At 62.4% G+C, this 21,068-nt stretch carries 17 protein-coding genes; 9 read left to right on the top strand and 8 right to left on the bottom strand.

From position 1 onward, the window contains the following. Positions 1-38: 38 nt before the first annotated feature. From AAGQ88_RS08660 to AAGQ88_RS08640, 5 genes are all read left to right on the top strand, one after another. The gene (locus AAGQ88_RS08660) at positions 39-1,187 is read left to right on the top strand and encodes an FAD-dependent monooxygenase (protein WP_342654998.1); all 1,149 of its coding nucleotides are present in this window, start codon (positions 39-41) and stop codon (positions 1,185-1,187) included. Beyond that, entirely contained in the window at positions 1,184-2,002 is an 819-nt protein-coding gene (locus AAGQ88_RS08655) for an alpha/beta hydrolase (protein ID WP_285425755.1), read from the top strand. The genes AAGQ88_RS08660 and AAGQ88_RS08655 overlap by 4 nt, the downstream gene beginning before the upstream one ends. Positions 2,003-2,077: 75 nt before the next feature. Then, a complete protein-coding gene (locus AAGQ88_RS08650) occupies positions 2,078-2,710 on the top strand; it encodes an N-carbamoylsarcosine amidohydrolase (protein ID WP_285425756.1) in 633 nt (210 codons plus the stop codon). Between the two features lie 305 nt (positions 2,711-3,015). After that, positions 3,016-4,329, top strand: a complete 1,314-nt coding sequence (locus AAGQ88_RS08645; RefSeq protein WP_342654997.1) for an MFS transporter — start codon at positions 3,016-3,018, stop codon at positions 4,327-4,329. A 205-nt stretch (positions 4,330-4,534) separates the two neighbouring features. Beyond that, positions 4,535-5,611, top strand: coding sequence for a nucleoside hydrolase (locus tag AAGQ88_RS08640; RefSeq protein WP_342654996.1), 1,077 nt, complete (start codon positions 4,535-4,537; stop codon positions 5,609-5,611). 376 nt (positions 5,612-5,987) lie between these two features. Here AAGQ88_RS08640 and AAGQ88_RS08635 read toward each other — a convergent pair whose 3' ends face one another. Both AAGQ88_RS08635 and AAGQ88_RS08630 read right to left on the bottom strand, forming a co-directional pair. Further along, on the bottom strand, positions 5,988-6,806 hold the full coding sequence (locus AAGQ88_RS08635; protein ID WP_342655765.1) for an aldo/keto reductase: 819 nt from the start codon (positions 6,804-6,806) through the stop codon (positions 5,988-5,990). Positions 6,807-6,955: 149 nt separating this feature from the next. Next, positions 6,956-8,257 carry an MFS transporter gene (locus AAGQ88_RS08630; protein ID WP_342654995.1) on the bottom strand — a complete coding sequence of 434 codons (1,302 nt, stop codon included), beginning with the start codon at positions 8,255-8,257 and terminating at the stop codon, positions 6,956-6,958. 182 nt (positions 8,258-8,439) lie between these two features. Here AAGQ88_RS08630 and AAGQ88_RS08625 point away from each other — a divergent pair, with 182 nt between their 5' ends. Further along, positions 8,440-8,784, top strand: coding sequence for a hypothetical protein (locus tag AAGQ88_RS08625; RefSeq protein ID WP_093467031.1), 345 nt, complete (start codon positions 8,440-8,442; stop codon positions 8,782-8,784). Positions 8,785-8,891: 107 nt separating this feature from the next. Here AAGQ88_RS08625 and AAGQ88_RS08620 read toward each other — a convergent pair whose 3' ends face one another. After that, entirely contained in the window at positions 8,892-9,233 is a 342-nt protein-coding gene (locus AAGQ88_RS08620; RefSeq protein ID WP_093467028.1) for a carboxymuconolactone decarboxylase family protein, read from the bottom strand. A gap of 113 nt (positions 9,234-9,346) precedes the next feature. Here AAGQ88_RS08620 and AAGQ88_RS08615 point away from each other — a divergent pair, with 113 nt between their 5' ends. Next, positions 9,347-10,297 (top strand): AraC family transcriptional regulator, encoded by a 951-nt coding sequence (locus AAGQ88_RS08615; protein WP_342654994.1) that lies wholly within the window; start codon positions 9,347-9,349, stop codon positions 10,295-10,297. A 750-nt stretch (positions 10,298-11,047) separates the two neighbouring features. Here the strand turns inward: AAGQ88_RS08615 and ligD are convergent. Next, the gene (gene ligD / locus AAGQ88_RS08610; RefSeq protein WP_342654993.1) at positions 11,048-13,687 is read right to left on the bottom strand and encodes a DNA ligase D; all 2,640 of its coding nucleotides are present in this window, start codon (positions 13,685-13,687) and stop codon (positions 11,048-11,050) included. Positions 13,688-13,734: 47 nt separating this feature from the next. Further along, positions 13,735-14,655 carry a Ku protein gene (locus AAGQ88_RS08605; RefSeq protein WP_285425763.1) on the bottom strand — a complete coding sequence of 307 codons (921 nt, stop codon included), beginning with the start codon at positions 14,653-14,655 and terminating at the stop codon, positions 13,735-13,737. A 245-nt stretch (positions 14,656-14,900) separates the two neighbouring features. Here AAGQ88_RS08605 and AAGQ88_RS08600 point away from each other — a divergent pair, with 245 nt between their 5' ends. Both AAGQ88_RS08600 and AAGQ88_RS08595 read left to right on the top strand, forming a co-directional pair. Next, the gene (locus AAGQ88_RS08600) at positions 14,901-16,112 is read left to right on the top strand and encodes an MFS transporter (RefSeq protein WP_342654992.1); all 1,212 of its coding nucleotides are present in this window, start codon (positions 14,901-14,903) and stop codon (positions 16,110-16,112) included. A 55-nt stretch (positions 16,113-16,167) separates the two neighbouring features. Further along, a complete protein-coding gene (locus AAGQ88_RS08595; protein ID WP_285425765.1) occupies positions 16,168-16,890 on the top strand; it encodes an SDR family oxidoreductase in 723 nt (240 codons plus the stop codon). 87 nt (positions 16,891-16,977) lie between these two features. On the opposite strand, the gene metC is transcribed toward AAGQ88_RS08595, so the two are convergent. The 3 genes from metC to AAGQ88_RS08580 form a co-directional block, all read right to left on the bottom strand. Further along, complete coding sequence (gene metC / locus AAGQ88_RS08590) at positions 16,978-19,716, bottom strand: cystathionine beta-lyase (RefSeq protein ID WP_342654991.1); 2,739 nt, start codon at positions 19,714-19,716, stop codon at positions 16,978-16,980. 79 nt (positions 19,717-19,795) lie between these two features. After that, the gene (locus AAGQ88_RS08585) at positions 19,796-20,452 is read right to left on the bottom strand and encodes a glutathione S-transferase N-terminal domain-containing protein (RefSeq protein WP_342654990.1); all 657 of its coding nucleotides are present in this window, start codon (positions 20,450-20,452) and stop codon (positions 19,796-19,798) included. Further along, a complete protein-coding gene (locus AAGQ88_RS08580; protein ID WP_342654989.1) occupies positions 20,449-21,045 on the bottom strand; it encodes a cysteine dioxygenase in 597 nt (198 codons plus the stop codon). Before AAGQ88_RS08580 ends, AAGQ88_RS08585 begins: the two co-directional genes overlap by 4 nt. Between the last annotated feature and the right edge of the window lie 23 nt (positions 21,046-21,068).

Below are 21,068 nucleotides of genomic sequence, written 5' to 3'. Positions count from 1 at the left end.
ACTCACCAGAGATTCACGAAACACGAAGGAAGCGCGCCATGCCAACTATGCAAAAAATCGCCATCGTCGGAGCCGGTCTGGGTGGGGCTGCTGCAGCCACGCTGTTGCAGAAAGCGGGTTTTCAAGTCGACGTCTACGAGCAGGCTTCAGAGTTCTCGCGCATTGGCGCGGGCATTCACATGGGGCCGAACATCATGAAAATCTTCCGCCGCATGGGCATCGAGCAGCAGCTGAGTGACATGGGCTCGCACCCGGACTTCTGGTTCAGCCGCGACGGCGCCACCGGCGATTACATGTCGCGCATCGCGCTGGGCGAGTTTTCGCTGAAAGAATACGGCGCGGCGTACATCACCGTTCATCGCGGCGATCTGCATGCATTGCAGATGTCGACCCTGGCACCGGGCAGCGTGCATTTCAGCAAGTGCCTCACCGCCCTTGAAGAGCGCGATCATGGCGTGCGCCTGAACTTCGCCGACGGCACCTTCGCCGACGCCGACATTGTCATCGGCGCCGACGGCATCAATTCCAAGATCCGCGAAGTGTTGTTGGGCCAGGAAAAACCGCTGTACAGCGGCTGGGTCGCCCACCGCGCGCTGATCCGCAGCGACGTGCTGACCAAGTACAACCTGAATTTCGAAAACTGCGTGAAATGGTGGAGCGAAGACCGCCACATGATGGTTTACCACACCACCGGCAAGCGCGATGAGTACTACTACGTGACCGGCGTGCCCCATGCCGAATGGGATTTCCAGGGCAACTGGGTCGACAGCAGCCAGGAAGAAATGTACGAAGCGTTTGCCGGCTATCACCCCACTGTGCAAGCGCTGATCGAATCCACCGAAAGCGTGACCAAATGGCCGTTGCTCAACCGCAACCCGCTGCCGCTGTGGAGTCGTGGCCGCCTGGTGCTGCTGGGCGATGCCTGCCACCCGATGAAGCCGCACATGGCTCAGGGCGCGGGCATGGCCATCGAAGACGCCGCCATGCTGACACGCTGCCTGCAGGAAACCGGCCTGAGCGACTACCGCACCGCGTTCGGCCTTTATGAAGCCAACCGCAAGGAGCGCGCCTCGCGCGTGCAAGCGGTGTCCAACGCCAACACCTGGCTGCGCACGCAGGAAGATCCAGCCTGGGTCTACGGCTATGACCTGTACGCCCAGGACCTGAAATCGGGGGTGGCAGCGTGAGCACGTTCATCCACGGCGGCAACGTCCAGGCCAATGGCATCCGCCAGCACTATCTGCGCTACGGCGGCGAGCAGCACGCGGGCAAACCGGCGCTCGTCCTGATTCCAGGCATCACCAGTCCGGCGATCACCTGGGGCTTCGTGGCCGAGCATCTGGGCAAATCGTTCGACACTTACGTGCTCGACGCTCGAGGCCGAGGGCTGTCTTCGACCGGCCCGGACCTGGATTACAGCGTCGACACCTGCGCCGACGACATCAGTGCGTTCGCCCAGGCCATGGGCCTGGCGAGCTACCACCTGGTCGGGCACTCCATGGGCGCGCGCTTTGCCGTGCGCGTCTCGGTCCGCAACCCGCAAGGCCTGAAAAGCCTGGTGCTGATCGACCCGCCGGTGTCAGGACCGGGCCGTCGCGAATACCCCTCGAAATTGCCGTGGTACGTCGATTCGATCCGTCAGTCCCAGAACGGCATGAGCGCCGATGACATGCGCGCGTTCTGCCCGACCTGGACCGAGGATCAGCTGCAGCTGCGCGCCGAGTGGCTGCACACCTGCTACGAGCCTGCGATCGTGCGCGCCTTCAACGACTTCCATGACGTCGATTTTCATCAGGACCTGCCGCACGTGCCGGTCCCTGCCCTGCTGATCGTCGCCACTCGCGGCGGTGTGATTCAGGCCGAGGACGAGGCTGAAATCCAGCAACGGCTGCCCGGCATACGGATCACTCGGGTCGAAGACGCCGGGCACATGATTCCGTGGGACAACCTGCCGGGTTTCCTTGCCGCGTTTGGGGATTTTCTGGGCAGCCCGTTGGCGTGAGGCCATCTCGACCGCAGGAGCGTGGCTTGCCCCGCTCCTGCAGGGGTCAGCCTTGGCATTTGAGAGGAGAACAGAATGAGCAACCAACAAAGCGCAGACGCCAACTATCAGGGCGTGTGGGGCAACCGCATCGGTTTCGGGCAAAAGCCCGCCTTGCTGATGATCGACTTCATGCAGGGCTACACCCAGCCGGGCGCGCCGCTGTTCGCACCGGGCGTGGTCAGCGCCGTGGCACAAAGCGTGGAGCTGCTGGCCTGTGCGCGGCAGCACGGCATCCCGGTGGTGCACACCAACATTCGCTATCACCCAGCGCATTTCGCCGACGGCGGCATGTGGGTGAAAAAAGCCCCGGTCATGAAGGACATGGTCGAGGGCAATCCACTGGCCGCATTCTGTGAAGAAGTGCTGCCGCTGCCAGAGGAAGTGGTGATCAGCAAGCAATACGCCAGTTCGTTCTTCGGCACCTCCTTGGCATCGATGCTGCACGCACAAGGCATCGACACCGTGGTGCTGGCCGGTTGCTCGACCAGCGGTTGTATCCGGGCGACGGCAGTGGATGCGGTACAACACGGCTTCCGGACCATCGTGGTGCGTGAATGCGTCGGCGACCGCCACCCTGATCCCCATGAAGCGAATCTGTTCGATATCGACAGTAAATATGGCGACGTGGTGAGCAAGCAGGAAGCTGTCGAACAGTTCAGGAAATAACGCGCTCCTACACAATCGACGTAATACGCAAACCCGGCAGAAACGGACATTCCGCCGTCAGAACCACGCCAGAGAGCGCTGGTCGCGCAGGTTGAACGCGCACTTACTGGACACTGTTTTGCCATGGACCGGCGAAGCGACGTCCAGTCTTCTGACACTGCCTTTGGAAGTCGCCGTCCGGTGCTTGCCAAAGTACTGGATGTGCGGCAAACAAAAATCACAACAGGCCATTTGAGATCGCTGCAAATGCAGGCACCATCAGCCGCTGTCGCGCTCAACGGTCATAGAACCGCCAGGAGACACCCATGCCCTCTGCGAACATAGAAACTCCCGCGACCGTTGTCGCGGACCCGATCAAAGCGCTGTACCACAAGATCACCTGGAAGCTCATCCCGTTCCTGTGTTTCTGCTACCTGGCCGCGTACCTGGACCGCATCAACATCGGCTTTGCCAAACTGCAGATGCTCGATCAGCTGCACTTCAGCGAAACCGCCTTCGGCCTGGGCGCAGGGCTGTTTTTCGTGGGTTACATCCTGTTCGAAGTCCCCAGCAATCTGGTGCTGGAAAAGGTCGGCGCGAAAATCTGGATCGCGCGCATCATGATCACCTGGGGCCTGCTGTCGGCCTGCACGCTGTTCGTCAGCACGCCGATGCAGTTCTACATTTTGCGGTTCTTCCTCGGCGCTGCCGAAGCGGGCTTTCTGCCGGGCGTGCTGTTCTACCTGACCACCTGGTTTCCCACCTACCGGCGCGGACGCATCATCGCGCTGTTCATGATCGGCCTGCCGCTGTCCAGCGTCATTGGCGGTCCGTTGTCCGGCTGGATCATGGGCCATTTCGATCAGGCCGCAGGCTTGCGCGGCTGGCAATGGCTGTTCCTCATCGAAGGCGTGCCCAGCGTATTGCTCGGTGTGCTGACGTTCTGGGCCCTGCCCAATGCGCCGAAAGACGCCAAGTGGCTGAACGCTTCCGAACAGAACCTGCTGGAAGGCGAGCTGCGCCTGGACGACGCCGAAGGCAAGGACAGCAAGCACAGTTTCCGCGACGGTTTCTTCAACCTGAAAGTCTGGATGCTCGGCGGTATCGACTTCTCGATCCTGCTCAGTGCCTACGCCATGGGCTTCTGGATGCCGACCTTCATCAAGAACGCCGGGGTCACCGACACCTTTCACATCGGCGTGCTGACCGCGCTGCCGAGTGTCGCGGCACTGATCGGCATGCTGATGATCGGTGCCAGTTCGGACCGTCGCCGCGAGCGTCGCTGGCACATCATTGTGCCGTTCTGGATCGGCGCGGTGGCAATGGCGGCGAGCCCGTTCTTCACCCACAACGTGGTCGCGACCGTTGTCCTGTTCGCCATCGCCTCAGCGGCGATCATCGGTGCCGTGCCGGTGTTCTTCAGCCTGCCGGCGACCTTCCTCAAGGGGCGGGCAGCTGCCACCGGCTTCGCGCTCGCCTGTTCACTGGCCAACATCGCCGGGCTGGTCAGCAACTCGATGATGGGCATCGCCATCGATGTCACCGGCAGCAGCGCGGGCGCCTTGTGGTTCTTCGCCGGCTGCCTGATTCTCAGCAGCCTGCTGGTCGTGGCGCTGCCGGCCAAGCTGGTGAACCGGTAAACAGACACAAACCCTGTAGGAGCGTGGCTTGCCCCGCGATCGGCGACGCAGTCGTCGTGAATCCGTCAGATGCGGTGTATCAGGTGAAACGAGCCGCCTGACGTTACGACTGCTGCGCAGCCGATCGTCCGGATGCGGCCCAGACACAAGCCACGCTCCTACAGTGCGAATCACGTTCGTCCAATAACAACGGTGGAAACCGAGCATGCATGCGTTTTTGAAAAGTTGTGCCCTGGCTGTCAGCCTCGGGCTGTCAGCGACCTCCGTCCATGCGGCGGAAAAGGTCATCTTCGACACCGATTTCAACGTGCTCAACGATGATGGCCAGGCATTCATCATGCTGGCGCAACTGCACGCGCAAAAACGCATCGACTTGCTGGGCATGACGCTGGTCAGCGGCAATGCCTGGGTCGATCAGGAACAGGTCGATGCGCTCAAGGCGGTCGAACGCATGGGCGTCGAGAAGGAGATCGGCGTGTATTCCGGCGCGGCCTACCCGCTGCTGCACGACTACGCCACGTACGAGCAGGAAAAAGCGCTGTTTGGCGCAGGCTGGCCGGGCGCGTTCAAGCACCCACGGCCAACCTCGGCTTCTCAGCTGACCGCACCGCCGGATGGTCTGGCGACGCACACCCGGCTGCGTGACGCGACCGCCGTGCAGTTCATCGTCGACAGCGTCAGGAAAAACCCTCATCAGGTGACCATCCTCGCGGTCGGTCCGCTGACCAACATTGCCCTGGCGATACGCAGCGCGCCGGACATCGTGCCGCTGATCAAACGCATCGTGTACATGGGCGGCGCCATCGAGATCCCCGGCAACACGACGCCCGCGGCCGAGTTCAACTGGTGGTTCGATCCGGAGGCGGCCAAGATCGTCCTGCGCTCGCCCATCGAGCATGTCATCTTTCCCAACGACGTCTGCGAAAAGGTCGTCTTCGGCGCGTCGGTGTACACGCGGATCGTGTCGCAAAAAGGCGTGATCCCCGATCTGTACAAAGCCGTGCTGGGGCCTGAGTTCGACAAGGATCCGAATCATCAGAGCTTCACCTGGGACAGCCTGCCTGCACTGTTCCTGGTGCACCCCGAGCTGGTGACTGAATCGAAGGATCTGTGGGTCGATGTCGACACCCACTTCGGCCCCGACTACGGCCGTTCGATGGGCTACAAAAAAGGCGCGCCGGTCGGTACGCAGAAGGCCAAGGTGGTGTTCGCGGTGGATCAGCCGAGATTCTGGGATGAATACGTGAAACTGGTGACCCTGCCCGCGCCGGTCAAACGCTGAGGTACCGCTCGTCTTGAGTCACCTGTAGGAGCTGTCGGAGGCTACGACGTTGGCGAATGCGATCAGCGGCATTGATGTCGACCGACACTCACCTTCGCGAGCACCCTCTACAAGAATCTCCGGGCATTCCCGAGCTCTCTGACTCGACACACACCCTGTAGGAGCGAGTTTGCTCGCGAAGGCTGATTTCCAGCCACTGCATAGCCGGCGGATGTACCGGCCTCTTCCCGGCTGAAGCAGGTCCTACAGGCGCCGCAACCTTTCCGTAGGACCGGCTTTAGCCGGGAAGGCGTCGGCTGTTACGCCGTTGATCGAGGCGCTGTTAAAGACAGTTGGCTCACTCCTACAGTTAGCGGCTGCCAATCCAGACAGCGCATCAACCCACCAACGCAATCAATTGCTGGCGCTGCGCATCGGTCAATAACGGGCCGATCGCCGCGCCAGCGTTTTCCTTCATGTACTTCGGATTGCCCGTCCCCGGAATCGCGCAAGTGACGGCCGGGTGAGCGATCAGAAACTTCAGCGCCAGCTGAGCCCAACTGCTGGCCTGGACTTCCGCCGCCCAACCCGGCAGCGGTTTGCCGCGCAAACGCCCCAGCAGCCCGCCGCCGCCAAACGGGCGATTGCAGATCACCGCCACTCCGCGCTCCCGGCACAGCGGCAGCAGCCGCGACTCCACTGCACGGTCATCCAGCGCGTAGTTGATCTGCAGAAAATCGAACGCTTCGGCTTTCAGCGCCGCCTCCACCTCGGCATACGCCGATGACGTGTAATGGGTGATGCCTATGTAGCGGATGCGCCCCTGCTGCTTCCACTCGCGCAAGACCGGAAGATGGATCTTCCAGTCCAGCAGGTTGTGGATCTGCATCAGGTCGATTTGGTCGGTCTGCAACAGCCGGAACGATTTCTCCATCTGCTCGATGCCGGCGTCGCGCCCACGCGTCCAGACCTTGGTCGCGAGAAACGCCGGTGAACGCGGCTGATGAATCGACAGCAGCTCCCCGGTCGTCTGCTCGGCGCGGCCATACATGGGCGAACTGTCGAGCACAGTGCCACCCGCCAGAAACAACTGGTCAACCACCGCCGGCAGTAGTTTGTACGCTTCACTGCCCGGCTCGACATCGAAGCCGCGATAGGTGCCAAGACCGATCATCGGCAGCGCTTCGCCGCTGGAAGGAATGTTTCGTGTGAGCATTTTCGCGTCTCCTTGGCTGGCGGGCTGCCCCGTGGGGCCGGTGTTTTGCGGCGTCTGGGCCGCCAGAACGTTACGGTCGAAGGCCAGCGCCGCCGACACGCCAGCAGCCAGTGTAAGCAGTTGTCTTCGGGTGAACAGGCTGGAACGGGTCATGGCAGTGTCCTCTCCTCGGCGTCGCGCCGCTTGTCTTCCTGTCGTGCCGCCAGCCATGCCGACAGCCAGGCCCACAGGCCGGCGAAGGGCACGATCAGCAGCGCCAGCAGCCCGAACCCTGCGCCCAGGGCCGCAAGGCCTACCGACAGCCAGCCACTGGCTGCGTCGCCGCCACGATAGATCAGGGTTTCGATGACGTTTTTGGCTTTGTATTTTTCTTCACGGCTGACCACGGTCCACAGGACTTCCCGCCCCGGGCGCACGATGGCGAATTCCACCGCACGTCGCAGCCCTTGAGCCAGCGCGACGCTGGTCGGTACCGGCGCCAGGGCCATGGCGGCAAACGCCAGCAATGTCGCAATCGGCATGGCGGCCAGCGCGCCGCCGATCCCGACCAGGCGAATCAGCGGCGCCGTGAGCAGCAATTGAAACACCAGCGTCAACACCGACACGGTCAGGTCCACGTAGGCGAAAAACTGCGTACGCGTCGCCACGTCGGCGTAGCGGTCGGCGACGATCCGACCCTGTTCGAAATACAACAGGGTCGCCGCGCTGGTGTGCAACAGCATGAACAGCACCATGCCCAGCAGGTACCGTGACCGGATAATCAACGTCACGCCGGCCAGCACACCTCCGCCCATCCGGCGGTTTTCCTCGCCGAGTCGTTGATAACCGCTCTGTGCCGTCGACGCAGGCGGCCGGGTCTTGTCGAGCAGGCGGCGGTAACAGCGCACGGCAATCTCCAGCAACACGGCGGCTGCCAGCGTCAGTGCCAGTGGTCCGAGCCGAGTCGCCATGGTCGCGGCCAGCAGAGGGCCAATGAAGGTGCCCAATGTGCCGCCTGCCGCGATGCAGCCGAACAGCCTGCGTCCCTGCTCGTTGGAGAAACGGTCGACCAGCACACTCCAGAACACCGTGACGATGAACAGGTTGTAGACGCTGATCCAGACAAAAAACACCCGACCGACCCACACGGTCGCCCAGTGCTGTGCGATCAGCACGCCGAAGATCACCATCGACAGCGCCACCAGCCGATACACCAGCGGCACGAACCGGGTGGCCGGCAGCCGGGCGACCGCAGCGCCATACACCGGCACGGCCACAAGCATCACGATAAATGTCGCGCTGAACAGCCATTGCAGCTTGTCCGCCCCGCCTTCCAGCCCCAGCGCGTCGCGCAACGGGCGCACCAGGTAATAACTGGCGAGCACACAAAAGTGGAAGGCAAAGCCCAGCAGCAGCGCCGCCCGTTCGTGGGGCAGGACCTGAAGTCCTTTGAGCGATGGCCGACGGATCATGTCGCGCAGCGTCTGAAGTCAGGCCATTGCGGGTCTCCGGCAGAGGATGGATCACGCAGTCTCTGATCGACCACCGGAGCCGGCGCTCGGTTCAACGGCCATTTCGTCCGGCGGGCAAAGATCTCGGGAACGCTCTCCCCCGGCGTACGTCACACGTTATGCACTGACCAGGAGCCAATGACATGAAGACAGTGATCACGTTGCAAGAACTCGCCGAGGCCGACCTGCGGCCCTACAAGGAAGTCTGGCTGGCTTCGCCGGTCGCGTTGACCGAAGGCGGCCATGCCGAAGATGAGTTGTGCCTCTGGCGTGCAAGCCAGGCGGTCACCCACGACATGCTCAGCGAGGGCACCCACGATCAAAACGTCGCGGGTGTCTGGCTGGGAGTAGACGATATCGATGATCCCCATCAGGTGCGCATCATTGAGGACAGCCTGCGTCTGAGGCTTCAGGATCTGAACCTCGACGGTGAGTTCTACCCGGCCGAAACAGGCGACAGCCACGCGACGGGCGGACTCACGCACTGACAAAGAGTACGGCAGGCGATGCTCTTTCCAGCTGCGGTGTTCAATCAGAAAACCTGACACACCGGCTCCCGCCCTCGCGGGAGCCATCATCGTCACGACGTGTGCGTTTATTTCTTCAGCGCATCGTACGCCTCCAGCGCATGCATCGAGTAAATGTACGCAGCGCCGGCGTTCAGTGAAATGGCCGTGGCCAATGCAGCAGCGACTTCTTCACGGGTCGCGCCGGCGGCAATGGCCGCTTCCGAATGAGCACCGATACAGCCGTCGCAGCGGGTGGTGATGGCGACCGCGATGGAAATCAATTCGCGGGTCTTGGCGTCGAGCACATTGTTCTCGGCGGCGGCGTCGCCAAGGGCCATGTAGGCCTTGACCATTTTGGGATTGGATTTGGACAACGATCCAAACGACTTCTTGATGGTGGCAACCAGATCGGGCCAATTGCTGAACATGATGGTATCTCCAGTGGGCGGCGACTAGACTGCGCCGGGAACACAAACAGTGTCCGCCAAGGGCGTATGCGTAACTTGCTCGTTTGGCTCATTTCTTTGTCTGAAAGTCGCATATGAACGCCATTGACACGCTCATCACTCTAGCCGACGTGCGCGGCAGCCTTGACCTGCGCTGCCAGTTTCAGGGCGACTGGGCGCTTGATCACGATCAGGAAGCCGACGGCACCGCGCCGTATCACATCGTGCTCGCCGGGCAATGCCGGGTCGAATTGCCCGACGGGCGCCGGATCACGCTGGTTGCAGGCGACATTCTGGTGCTGCCGGCGGGCACCCGGCACCTTCTGCTCAGTACTGGCGAGCGCGTGACGCCGTCCACACCGCAACGGGTCAATGGCGGGTTGCTGCCGGTGCAGCGCTTCGGCAGCGGCGCGGACCTGGACCTGCTCTGCGGGCGCTTCGTCCACCAGCGCCAGTCCCTGCTTTTTTCGTCGCTGCCCGATCACCTGGTGATTTCAAGTCAGGCGCTCACCCCGTCCGATCCTCTGCCTGCGCTGGTCGCCTTGCTGCGCAGCGAGGCCGATGCCAATCAGGCGGGTGCGCGTTTCATGGTCAACGCCTTGACCTCGGCCTTGTTTACCCTGGTCCTGCGCGCACACCTGCAACAATCACCACAACGCGAAGGCAGCCTGGCGCTGCTGGGCGACAAACGCCTCGGCCGCGCCTGGCAAGCCATGCTCGAAGACCCCTCCCACGATTGGACCGTCGAAGCGCTGGCCGAGTTGGCAAGCATGTCGCGGGCAACGTTCATGCGTGCATTCGGCAAACTCAGCGGAAGCTCACCCTGGACGTTGCTGACACACGTCCGCATGCAGATGGCCTACGGTTTGTTGAGCCGCTCGCGAAGCGGCCTGAGCGACATCGCCGCACAAGTCGGCTACCAATCCCAGGCGGCGTTCAGCAAAGTGTTCAAAGACACCTACGGCATGGCACCCGGGCAACTGCGCCGAAGCCTGAACGGCAATGCACCCGAACTCCCGGGCTCTGCTCAGGCATCGACCGTCTGAAGCATCAGGCGTCAGTGGGAGGTTGCGTACTGATGAACGCGGTGCGTCAGCCATGAAGATGTCGTCTGACACTCAGCTTTCGTCAGCAAGCTGACTCCCACAAGGGATGTGCGGTGCCGATCAACTCTACGGCTCCACCGAATCCATAGGAGCTGTCAGGCCGGATCAAAAAACCATGAGAGTCAGCAAGCTTGCATGGCGCTGTCAGGGCAGATAAAAAACCTGTGGGAGTCAGCTTGCTGACGAATGCGGTGGGTCAGCCATGAAGAGGTCGACTGACGCTCAGCTTTCGTCAGCAAGCTGACTCCCACAGGGGATGTGCGGTGCCGATCAGCTCTGCGGCCCCACGAAATCCATAGGAGCTGTCAGGGCGGATCAAAAAACCATGAGAGTCAGCAAGCTTGCATGGCGCTGTCAGGGCAGATAAAAAACCTGTGGGAGTCAGCTTGCTGACGAATGCGGTGGGTCAGCCATGAAGATGTCGTCTTACACTCAGCTTTCGTTAGCAAGCTGACTCCCACAGGGGATGTGCGGTGCCGATCAACTCTGCGGCCCCACGAAATCCATGGGAGCTGTCAGGCCGGATCAAAAAACCATGAGAGTCAGCAAGCTTGCATGGCGCTGTCAGGGCAGATAAAAAACCTGTGGGAGTCAGCTTGCTGACGAACGCGGTGGGCCAGCCATGAAGAGGTCGACTGACACTCAGCATTCGTCAGCAAGCTCCCAGAGGGCTGTCGGCCTGGCCCTCGTTCAGGGTGCTTTGACGCCCAGGCGTTTCCACATCGGTTTGGTGATGCGCTGGGTGTTTTTGTAGCCGGCCCACGGATCGGCCTTGAGCTTGCGCAAGCGTTTGAGCACGTTGCTGATGTTCCACTGCGCCGAGGATTTCAGGCTGGCCAGTTCGTCGCGGGCGATGGGCACAGAGACCGGCAATCCCGGTCTTGCCCTGACCGAGTAGGCGGCGACGGTGCTGGCGCCGCGCGTATTACGCAGGTAATCGATGAAGATCTTGCCCACCCGATTCTTGGGCCCGGAGGTGGCGGTGAACCGCTCCGGCAACTGCGCCGAGATAAACTGCGCCAGCGCCTTGGCGAACGCCTTCACGGTGTCCCAGTCCGCCTTGCGCGCCAGCGGCACGATGATGTGCATGCCTTTGCCGCCGCTGGTCTTGATATAGGCATCGAGCCCCAGTTCATCGAGCACCGCCAGGGTCATCTGCGTGGCTTCGATCATGCTGCGCCACGGCAGCGCCTCGTCGGGGTCCAGGTCGAGCACGAAATGGTCGGGCAGCTCGATCTGATCGTACGTCGAGCCCCACGTGTGCAGTTCAATCGTGCCCATTTGCGCTGCGCCGACAAGCGCCTGAACACTGTCGATTTCCATCAGCCGCGCATGCCCGGGATCGAGCTTGGGGTCCAACTGCTTGATATTGGGGATCGCCAGACGCTCCGAATGCTTCTGGAAAAACTGCTCGCCTTCCACCCCTTCCGGGCAGCGCAGCAGCGCCACGGGCCGATGGTCCAGATGGGGCAAAATCCAGTCGCCGATGGATTCGTAATAATGCGCCAGATCGATCTTGTGCAGACCGCTCTGCGTGTCGATCACCCGTTCGGGGTGGCTGATCAGCACACCGGCGACGTCAATCTTGTCCTGGGCGCCGCGCTTGCTGGACGCAGGCTTTTTCTCGCGGGCAGGGCTGTCTTGCGCAGGTTCTGCCTTGGCTTTGGACGCCTTGGGCTTGAAGGGCGCCTTGATGTCTTTGGGCGTCCTGGGGTACTCGTGAACGACTTCACTGGCCGGTTTGTCGCTGCGCAGCGCAATGAAAGCCGAATGGCGGATGATGCCTTCACGTGTCCACTCGCCGAATTCGACCTCGCCCACCAATGTCGGCTCGATCCAGTGCACGCCACGGGCCTGGGCGCTGGTGAGCTTTTTCGACAACGGCGAAGCGTCCTGCTCGAGCGGCTTCATCTGCTCGAACAGGTCGCCCAGCATTTTCTGGTTGAACCCGGTGCCGACGCGCCCGGCGTACACCAGGCCCGCGCCCTCCTCGTTCACCGCCAGCAACAATGCGCCGAATCCGCTGCGCGTGCCTTGGGGCTTGGTATACCCGACGATGACGAATTCCTGACGCAGTTTGCACTTGAGCTTGATCCAGTCCGGGCTGCGTCGGGATTGGTAAACGCTCCCGGCGCGCTTGCCGATCACCCCTTCCAGCGATAAAGAGCAGGCGCTTTCGACGATGTCGCGGTGGCTCGCAGAAAAGGCGTCGGAAAAGCGCAGCAGGCGGTTCTTTTGCTTGCCCAGCAGCTTTTTCAGCGCAGCGCGGCGTTCTTCCACCGGCTTTTCACGCAGGTCTTCGCCATTGAGAAAAGGCACGTCGAACAGGTAATAAACGATGTCTTTGCTGCGGCCGATCTCGAAGGCGTTCTGCAGTGCCTGGAAATCCGGCAAGCCGGCGTCGTTGAGTACCACCGCCTCGCCGTCCAGCCAGCTGTCGCCCAGATTCATCTCGCTCACAGCCTTGGCCTGCAGGGGCAGACGCTCGGTCCAGTCATGGCCGTTGCGCGTGATCATCCGCACCTCGCCATCGATGATCCGGGTCATGATGCGATAGCCGTCAAACTTGATTTCGTAAAGCCAGTCGCCCTCCGGCGGGGTGTCCACCAGGGTGGCCAGCTGCGGCGCGAGTTTGTCGGGCAGGCGATTTTTTCCCGCCGCAGGTTTTCGGGCGGGCTTTTTTGCAGCTGCAGCTTGCGGCTCCGGCGCGGAAGAGGTGGTCTTGCGCGTGCGGCTCTTTTTCGCGGGCGCACGGCCTTCGCCTACCGTCGTGCCGCTGACGACGCTTTCGGGCTTGTCGACAACGATGTCGTATTCGTCGCCGGACCGAACCGCCTCGTCTTTTTCCTTGATGAGCAGCCATTGCTCCTTGTCACCGCTGCCGCGCAGGTGGGTGCGTACCAACGCCCAGTCGCCCGTGAGTTTCTCACCGATCAGCGTGAACTTGAGCTTGCCGTCCTTGTACGTTTCGCGCGGATCGCCATGGGGCTGCCAGATGCCGCGATCCCAGACTATGACGTCCCCGGCGCCGTACTGCCCCTCGGGAATGCTGCCCTCGAAACTGCCATAACCGAGCGGATGATCTTCGACATGCACCGCCAGGCGCTTGTTCTTCGGGTCCAGGCTTGGCCCCTTGGGCACCGCCCAGCTTTTCAGGGTACCGTCCAGCTCGAGCCGAAAGTCGTAATGCAGATTGCGCGCATCGTGCTTGTGAATGACGAACGTCAGCGCCTTGCCTTTGCTGCTGCGAGCCTTGCCCCCCGTTTCGGCAGGTTCGGATGTGATGTCGAAGTTGCGCTTGCGGGTGTATTCACTCACAGGTTTTGCCATGATCGATCAGACCTCTGCGCTTATACCTATGCACCCGACGCCGTGAGTCACGACGCCTTGGTGGTTTTTTTCCTTGCAGGGGCGCGCCGTTTGGCCGGTGGTGCGTCATCAGCGGCAGCGGTTTTGCTCTTGCTGGCAGGCTTTTCTTTCTCTGGAGCCTTGGCTGAACCGCCACGGCCGCCCAGACTGCGTTTGAGCAATTCGGTGAGATCGATGACATCCGCGGATTTACGCTCGGTCTCCCCAGCATCGGTTTCCACATCCTCGATCTTGCCTTCGCGGGCCTTGGTCTCGACCAGCGCCATGATCTGGTCCTGAAACGTGTCGCGGTACTCCTCGGCGTCAGGTGTCCATTCAGTGCTCATGTCCTTGACCAGACGCTTGGCCATGTCCAGCTCACTTTTACTGAGTTTGACGTCGGTGGCTTCCTTGGGCAGTTCGAGGCTGTCCAGGCCGCGCACTTCGGACGGCCAGCGCAACAACACCAGTACGATGGCCGACTCCAGCGGCATTACCGCCGCCAGATGCTGACTCGTGCGAATGACCACGTGGGCCAGCGCCACCTTGCCGGTGTCCACCAGTGTCTGCCGTAGAAGAGCGTAGACCTTCTCGCCGCGCTTGTCGGGCGCCAGAAAGTACGGCGTGTCGATGTGCTGAAGGGGGATCTGCTTGCTGTCGACGAAACCGAAGATGTCGATGGTCTGCGTCGACTTCGGGTGCGCGGCGCGGATTTCCTCCTCGCTGATCACCACGTAGCGACCTTTCTCGTACTGCACGCCCTTGACGATGTTTTCCTTGTTGATTTCCTTGCCGGTGACCTTGTTGATCCGCTTGTAACCGACAGGGTCCATGCTGCGCTTGTCCAGCCAGTCGAAATCGACGCCCTGCTGCGACGTTGCCGAAACCAGCGCCACAGGAATATGCACTAGCCCAAAACTGATCGCGCCCTTCCAGATTGCCCGAGCCATTGCCTTCATTCCCAAGGAGTGTGTGTAGGAGTGACCGGGGCGCGCAGCGAAAAGTTTCGGCGACACGACCGATGTGCCGGGGCCTGGGCAAAGGCCAGTCGTTTTCATGCATGAACGTTATCGAGTCGACGACCCTTCTTAACGCAACGAAAAAGCGTTAGCCTTTCGCGCACGCCTTCAGGCTCCTTTTCTGCCACCCGAACGGCAAGCCAGCCGCCGGTGTGCAACCTCAACCGAGTACGTGCATGACTTCCCTGCCCGCCGCCGACCAAGGCACGACGATGACCAAGGGCCTGGCAACGCTGTTTGCGTTCTGCTGTGGCGCGATCGTTGCCAACCTGTATTACGCCCAACCGATCATCGGTCTGATCGCGCCTGACATCGGTCTATCCAGCACGCTGGCGAGCTTCATCGTGTCGCTGACCCAGATCGGCTACGCCATCGGCCTGTTTTTTCTGGTGCCGCTGGGCGATCTGCTGGAAAACCGGCGACTGATGATCACCACCACCGGGGTGGCCATTCTCAGCCTGCTGGGTGCGGCGTTGGCCCAGACGCCCAATCTGTTCCTGCTGGCGTCGCTGCTGGTGGGTTTCAGCTCGGTGGCGGTGCAGATTCTGATTCCGCTGGCCGCGCATCTGGCCCCGGAAGAAACCCGCGGGCGGGTGGTCGGCAGCATCATGGGCGGCCTTCTGCTCGGCATTCTGCTGGCCAGACCTGCGGCCAGTGTGATCGCCGACCATTTCGGCTGGCGCGCCGTGTTCGGCACTGCCGCGCTGGTGATGCTGCTGATCAGCGGTGTGCTGGCGACCACCATTCCCCGCCATCAACCGGCCCACAGCGCCAGTTATGGCCAGTTGCTCAAATCCCTGTGGACGCTGCTCAGCGAGCAGCCGGTGCTGCGTCGGCGGGCGTTTTATCAGGCGTGCATGTTCGCGACCTTCAGCCTGTTCTGGACGGCAGCGCCGCTGGAGCTGGCGCGGAATCACGGCCTGTCGCAGAGCCAGATCGCCCTCTTCGCGCTGGTGGGTGCCATCGGCGCCATTGCCGCCCCGTTCGCCGGACGCCTGGCCGACGCAGGTCATACGCGCATCGCCAGCCTGTGCGCCATGCTGTTTGCCGCGCTGAGTTTTCTGCCCAGCCTCGTGGAATCGTCCTACGCTGTGATAGCCATGGCGCTGACAGGCGTCGTTCTGGACTTCTGCGTGCAGATGAACATGGTCCTCGGCCAGCGCTCGATCTACGCCCTGGACGCCAAAAGCCGCAGCCGCCTCAACGCGCTGTACATGACCAGCATCTTCATCGGCGGCGCCATCGGTTCGGTGATCGCCAGCGCCCTGTATGACCATGGCGGCTGGCGCTGGATCGTGATCGCCGGCAGTGTGTTCCCGCTGCTTGCCCTGCTGGCTTTTCTGAAGCATTCCACGTCCGAGTCGCGATCCTTCCGAGCGCCCCGATGATTCACTGGCGCAGGCCCGGGCCTTCATCCATTTCAGTCTTCACGGAGCAATTCTCATGTCTTCCCGCACCTTTCTCATCACCGGCGCCAGCAAAGGCATAGGCCGTGCGCTGTCGGAACATCTGGCGGCCGCGGGGCACACCGTGGTGGGCATCGCGCGCAACGCCGACGACCCGACGTTTCCCGGTGTCCTCAAAGAGCTGGATCTGAGCGACAAGGACCAGACTCGATGCGGGCTGACTGAACTGGCTCAGCATTACCGCTTCGACGGCCTGGTGAACAACGTGGGGCTGGTCCGCCCGCAGGCGCTTGGACAGATCGAGCTGGACGATTTCGACGCGGTAATGAGCGTCAACCTGCATTCGGCGTTGCTGGCCACCCAGGCGCTGCTGCCCAACATGCGCGAGCAAGGCTGGGGCCGGATCGTCAACATTTCCAGCCTGACCGTTCTCGGCATCACGCAACGCACGGCGTATGCCGCCGCCAAGGCCGCGCTGATCAGTTTCACGCGTTCCTGGGCGCTGGAGCTGGCGCAGACCGGCATCACCGTCAACGCGATTGCCCCCGGCCCGACCGAGACCGAGCTGTTCCGGCAGAACAATCCGGTCGGCAGCGAAGGCGAAAAACGTTACCTGGCAGGCGTGCCCATGGGCCGCTTCGGCCAACCGGAAGAAATCGCTTCGGCGATCGCGTTTCTGCTGTCCGAACAGAGTGGCTTCATCACCGGGCAGACGTTGTTCGTCGATGGCGGGGCTTCGGTGGGCAAGGCAGGGTTCTGAAACCCGCACCCTGCGATTGATTCAAGCCCGGATGGGAGCGGATGCATTCAGGCATGCATCCGCGCCCAACGGCGGGCAGCCTGCGAATCAACGAATCGCCGCAAACCCTCTCTGCAGGTCCTCGATCAGTGCGCTGACGTCCTCAAGACCGATGTGCAGGCGCAGCGACGGATTGAGCGACTGGTCTGCAGCGTTTTCGCGATCGCGTACGTTGGCGGCGATGATCAGGCTTTCGAAGCCACCCCACGATGCGCCGAGGCCGAACAGGTGCAGGGCGTCGATGAAGCGTTCCAGATGCCTGGGGTCTTTGTCGGCCAGCTCGAAGGTCAACAGGCCGTTGCTGCCAGTGAAATCACGCTGCCATAACGCGTGGCCGGGATGCTCGGGCAACGCGGGATGAAACACGCGCCGGACCTGCGGATGCTGTTGCAACCAGCGTGCGACCTGCAAGGCCTGGCGCTGATGGACGTCCAGCCGCGTTGCCAGGGTGCGGGCGCCGCGCAGCACCAGCCAGGCATCGTCCGGGCTGACGGTGCTGCCGAACGTGTCCGTCATGACGGCGAGAGGCTGCCAAACGGCCTGAGTCGTACAGACGCTGCCCATGACCACATCGCTATGCCCGGCCAGGTATTTGGTCAGGGCCATGATCGAGATATCGGCGCCCAGCGCCAGTGGCCGGTACTGATAGCCGGAGCCGTAAGTGTTGTCGACCGCCAGCAAGATGCCTCGGGATTTGCACAGCGCCGCCATCGCCGGCAGGTCGGCCAGCTCGTAGAGCAGCGACCCCGGCACTTCGGCGTAGACCATGCGCGTATTGGCCTGCAGCCGTTCCTGCAAGCCACTGCCGTCAGCCGGAAAATAACTGTACTGAATGCCGAAAGGCTTGAGAAATTCTTCGGCGACCTGACGCACCGGCGAATACACCGCATCGGTGATCAACACGTGATCGCCGGGACGCAGGTACGCCAGAAACGTCTGCGCAACGGCCGCCAGCCCTGTGCCGAACAGCCGCGTGCGATAGCCGCCTTCCAGTTCGGTGACCAGATCTTCCAGGGCGAATGCCGTGGGATTGCCGCGTGCGCCATAGCTCAACACGCGTTCGGTGTCGCGACGTTTGCGCGCGTCGCGCATGTCGCCCAGGCTGTCGAACAGCACGGTGCTCATGCGCGAGACAGGCGGATTGACCCCGCGCACGCCGCTGCCCTTCTGGCCGCGAGCGGCATGCACCAGGCGCGTGCGGACGCGGTCGTCCCCTGGACTGGCCAGCGGCTTGAGGCTGGCGATTTCCTGCGCGGTCATTTGTCCGAGCAGGCCGATTTCCCACGCCAGGTACTGACGCGCGGCGTCCTTGTTGCCCGAATGCCGGTCGTGGGTGAAAAACAGGAAATCGATGCAGCGCTCGTCGGGTGGCGTGCTCGCGTCCTCGCTGAGGGGCAGCCCGGCGGCCTGCCAGGTTGCGAAATCCAGCCAGCGCAGCTGACGGCGTTGTGCCTCGGGCAGCTCCAGCGCAGCGATTGCTGCCACATCGGGATGATCGGCGACCAGCACGACCGGGCGGGTTTCGTCGGCCAGATCATCGGCCAGGCGCGGGCGAATGGACCAGCGCGCACCCTCGATGCGGGCTTTGCGAAACGCCATGCTCGCACGCAGGTCGATCAGCGCAACGGCGTCGTCCCGCAGCGCATCCGCCAGCTGCGCGGGGCTCAAGGATGACAAGGGATCGGCGAGCGTCTGATGCGCCTGCGGCAGGGACAGTTCGCTGCGCACGCCGTCCTCCAGCACGTACGCTTCGTGGCCCAACTGGCGCAGCCAGCTGGCGACGATCGGCGCGCGGACGCCATCGTTGTCGATCAACACCAGACGCGCCTGGCGCACGCCGACGTACAGGTCGGTGGATTGAATCAGTTGCCCGCCCGGGGTGTGCTGCGCGCCGGGCAGGCTGCCCAGCGCAAATTCCTCCGGCGTACGGACGTCGCACAAAAACAGGCTGCGACTGGCGTCTTGCGACCAGGCCGTGACCTGCGCGGCGTTCACACTCGCCACTCCCGCCTTCCGGGCCAGACGCTGTGCGGCCTCACGCTCATGGCTCAGGGATGCGGCCGCAGATATTTCGGGATAACGCCGGCTGCTGCCATGTTCGAGCGGCAGGTCAGCGAGGTACCAGCCCTGCGTACCGTTTTCCAGCGCATAGACCGGGTTCTTCACCCCCAGATCGATCAGCGTCTGCGCGCCGATGATGCTGCGGGTACGACCGGCGCAATTGACCACGATGGGCGTGGTGTCGTCCGGCACCAGATCGGCCAGGCGATACCCCAGCTCGCCATTGGGGCAGCACACGGAGCCCGGAATGGTCATCTTGCGGTATTCCTCGAAGGGCCGACCATCGAGCAGCACCAGCGCTTCGCCTCGGGCCTGCCGCGCAGCCAGCTCGGTGGCGCTGATGTGCGGCGTGTGGCTGACCTCTTCAACCCGTTCGCCGAATGCCTTGGACGGTACGTGAACCCCGGCGAACAGCTGCAGCCCCGCTGCCTGCCAGCCTTCGGCGCCGCCCTCGAGGACGTGCACGCGGGAGTAGCCCAGGGCGTGCAGGCGCCGGGCAGCGGCAACGGAAACGTCGCCGCCGGTCTGGTCATAGATAACCAGACGCACCGCGGGGTTGGGCGCGAGGCGACGCACTTCCAGTTCCAGACGGCTGTAGGGCAGGTTCACCCCGTGGAACAGATGGGCTTCGCCGTACTGACCGTGTTCGCGCACGTCGAACAGCGCGATCTCCTGCCCATCGAACAGCCAGGCTTGCAGGTCTTGCGGGGTGACTTTTTGGCTCATGGAATTCTCGTGAATCAACGTAAACAATCGAACGGCGTTTCGTAGGCGCTCATCAAGGATGGGCGGATGATTGCGGCCTTCACTGCAACACCAAAGACCTCTCGCCCGCCGCCACTTCCCTGCCCTTCTGGTACGCACGCTGCACCGCGGGACGGGCCTTGATGCGCTCGCGCCAGGCGTGAATAGCGGGGTAATCTTCCAGGTCCTGACCCTGACGCAAGGGCTGGATCCACGGGAATATCGCCATGTCGGCGATGGAGTACTCACCCGCGACGTAATCCGCCGCTTGCAGCCGCTTTTCCAGCACGCCGTACAGCCGCGAAGCCTCGGCACCCAGCAGGTCAAGGGCGAAGGGAATCGGTTCCGGCGCCTTCTCTTTGAACACCTGCAACTGGCTCAGATATGGCGTGACATGCCCGACCTGCCAGAACAGCCATTCCTGCACGCGCTGGCGCTCGACGCGGCCTTCAGGCGGCAGAAAACGCCCCGCCTTGCTCGCCAGATAATTGAGAATAGCCCCGGATTCGAACAGGCTCAGCGGCTTCAGACCTGCGCCGGGCGCATGGTCGACGATGGCCGGAATGCGTCCGTTGGCGCTGATCGCCTGGAACCAGCTCTGCTTCTGTTCGCCGGTGCGAATGTTGATCGGCAAAACCCGATAGTCCTGCCCCAGCTCTTCGAGCAGGATGGCGACCTTCAGGCCGTTGCCGGTTGGCCAGAAATACAGGTCGATCATGCGTAAGCCTTGATCGATGGGGCCATCTGCGAGGCGTTGTAGTTGAGGACCTTGCCTTCGGTGTTGACGCCATAGCGGCCGTTCAGGGATTCCAGCGGACGGCCGTAGAGGTGGAAATGCAGGGTCGGCGTTTCACCATCGACCTTGATGCCATGCAGATCCTCGCCCAGGAAACTGATTGAGGTGCCCGGTTGCACCACCACTTCTTTTTCCAGCTCCAGCCTGGCGAAAGTCGGGTCACTGCCGTCGTCGGTCCGGGCCCAGACGTAGTTGATCTCCTGCCCCTGCACCGCCACGATCACTGCCCAGGTTTCATGGTTGTGCGGCAGCGTGCTTTTGCCCGGCAGCAGCGAGTTCATGTACAGCGTCGGGGTCTCGCCGTCGTCGTTCAGGCGATAGCGGAACGCAGTGTCGCCTTCACCGGGAACCGGCGCCGGAAACGTGTCGAAGTTGAACAGGTCGCGCCGCTCGGCCAGGCCTTCCAGCAGGCCGACGATTTCTTTCAGCGCATCGCGGTCCACGCCGCGTTGGTGAATGACGCGGATTTTCTGAAGGAAGTCTTCGATCACGGGGCTACGGGTTTCGATGCTCATCAGGTGCTCCTTTTTATGAGTCT

Origin of the sequence: Pseudomonas sp. F3-2 (assembly GCF_038804275.1) — a bacterium.
GTDB lineage: Bacteria > Pseudomonadota > Gammaproteobacteria > Pseudomonadales > Pseudomonadaceae > Aquipseudomonas.
This window is presented reverse-complemented; position numbering and strand designations above follow the sequence as displayed.

Bases quoted from the DNA above. Each gene is read 5' to 3' on its own strand.
- AAGQ88_RS08660 (WP_342654998.1), top strand. From the start codon at position 39: ATGCCAACTATGCAAAAAATCGCCATCGTCGGAGCCGGTCTGGGTGGG.
- AAGQ88_RS08650 (WP_285425756.1), top strand. From the start codon at position 2,078: ATGAGCAACCAACAAAGCGCAGACGCCAACTATCAGGGCGTGTGGGGC.
- AAGQ88_RS08645 (WP_342654997.1), top strand. From the start codon at position 3,016: ATGCCCTCTGCGAACATAGAAACTCCCGCGACCGTTGTCGCGGACCCG.
- AAGQ88_RS08640 (WP_342654996.1), top strand. From the start codon at position 4,535: ATGCATGCGTTTTTGAAAAGTTGTGCCCTGGCTGTCAGCCTCGGGCTG.
- AAGQ88_RS08635 (WP_342655765.1), bottom strand. From the start codon at position 6,806: ATGCTCACACGAAACATTCCTTCCAGCGGCGAAGCGCTGCCGATGATC.
- AAGQ88_RS08630 (WP_342654995.1), bottom strand. From the start codon at position 8,257: ATGATCCGTCGGCCATCGCTCAAAGGACTTCAGGTCCTGCCCCACGAA.
- AAGQ88_RS08625 (WP_093467031.1), top strand. From the start codon at position 8,440: ATGAAGACAGTGATCACGTTGCAAGAACTCGCCGAGGCCGACCTGCGG.
- AAGQ88_RS08620 (WP_093467028.1), bottom strand. From the start codon at position 9,233: ATGTTCAGCAATTGGCCCGATCTGGTTGCCACCATCAAGAAGTCGTTT.
- AAGQ88_RS08615 (WP_342654994.1), top strand. From the start codon at position 9,347: ATGAACGCCATTGACACGCTCATCACTCTAGCCGACGTGCGCGGCAGC.
- ligD (WP_342654993.1), bottom strand. From the start codon at position 13,687: ATGGCAAAACCTGTGAGTGAATACACCCGCAAGCGCAACTTCGACATC.
- AAGQ88_RS08605 (WP_285425763.1), bottom strand. From the start codon at position 14,655: ATGGCTCGGGCAATCTGGAAGGGCGCGATCAGTTTTGGGCTAGTGCAT.
- AAGQ88_RS08600 (WP_342654992.1), top strand. From the start codon at position 14,901: ATGACTTCCCTGCCCGCCGCCGACCAAGGCACGACGATGACCAAGGGC.
- AAGQ88_RS08595 (WP_285425765.1), top strand. From the start codon at position 16,168: ATGTCTTCCCGCACCTTTCTCATCACCGGCGCCAGCAAAGGCATAGGC.
- metC (WP_342654991.1), bottom strand. From the start codon at position 19,716: ATGAGCCAAAAAGTCACCCCGCAAGACCTGCAAGCCTGGCTGTTCGAT.
- AAGQ88_RS08585 (WP_342654990.1), bottom strand. From the start codon at position 20,452: ATGATCGACCTGTATTTCTGGCCAACCGGCAACGGCCTGAAGGTCGCC.
- AAGQ88_RS08580 (WP_342654989.1), bottom strand. From the start codon at position 21,045: ATGAGCATCGAAACCCGTAGCCCCGTGATCGAAGACTTCCTTCAGAAA.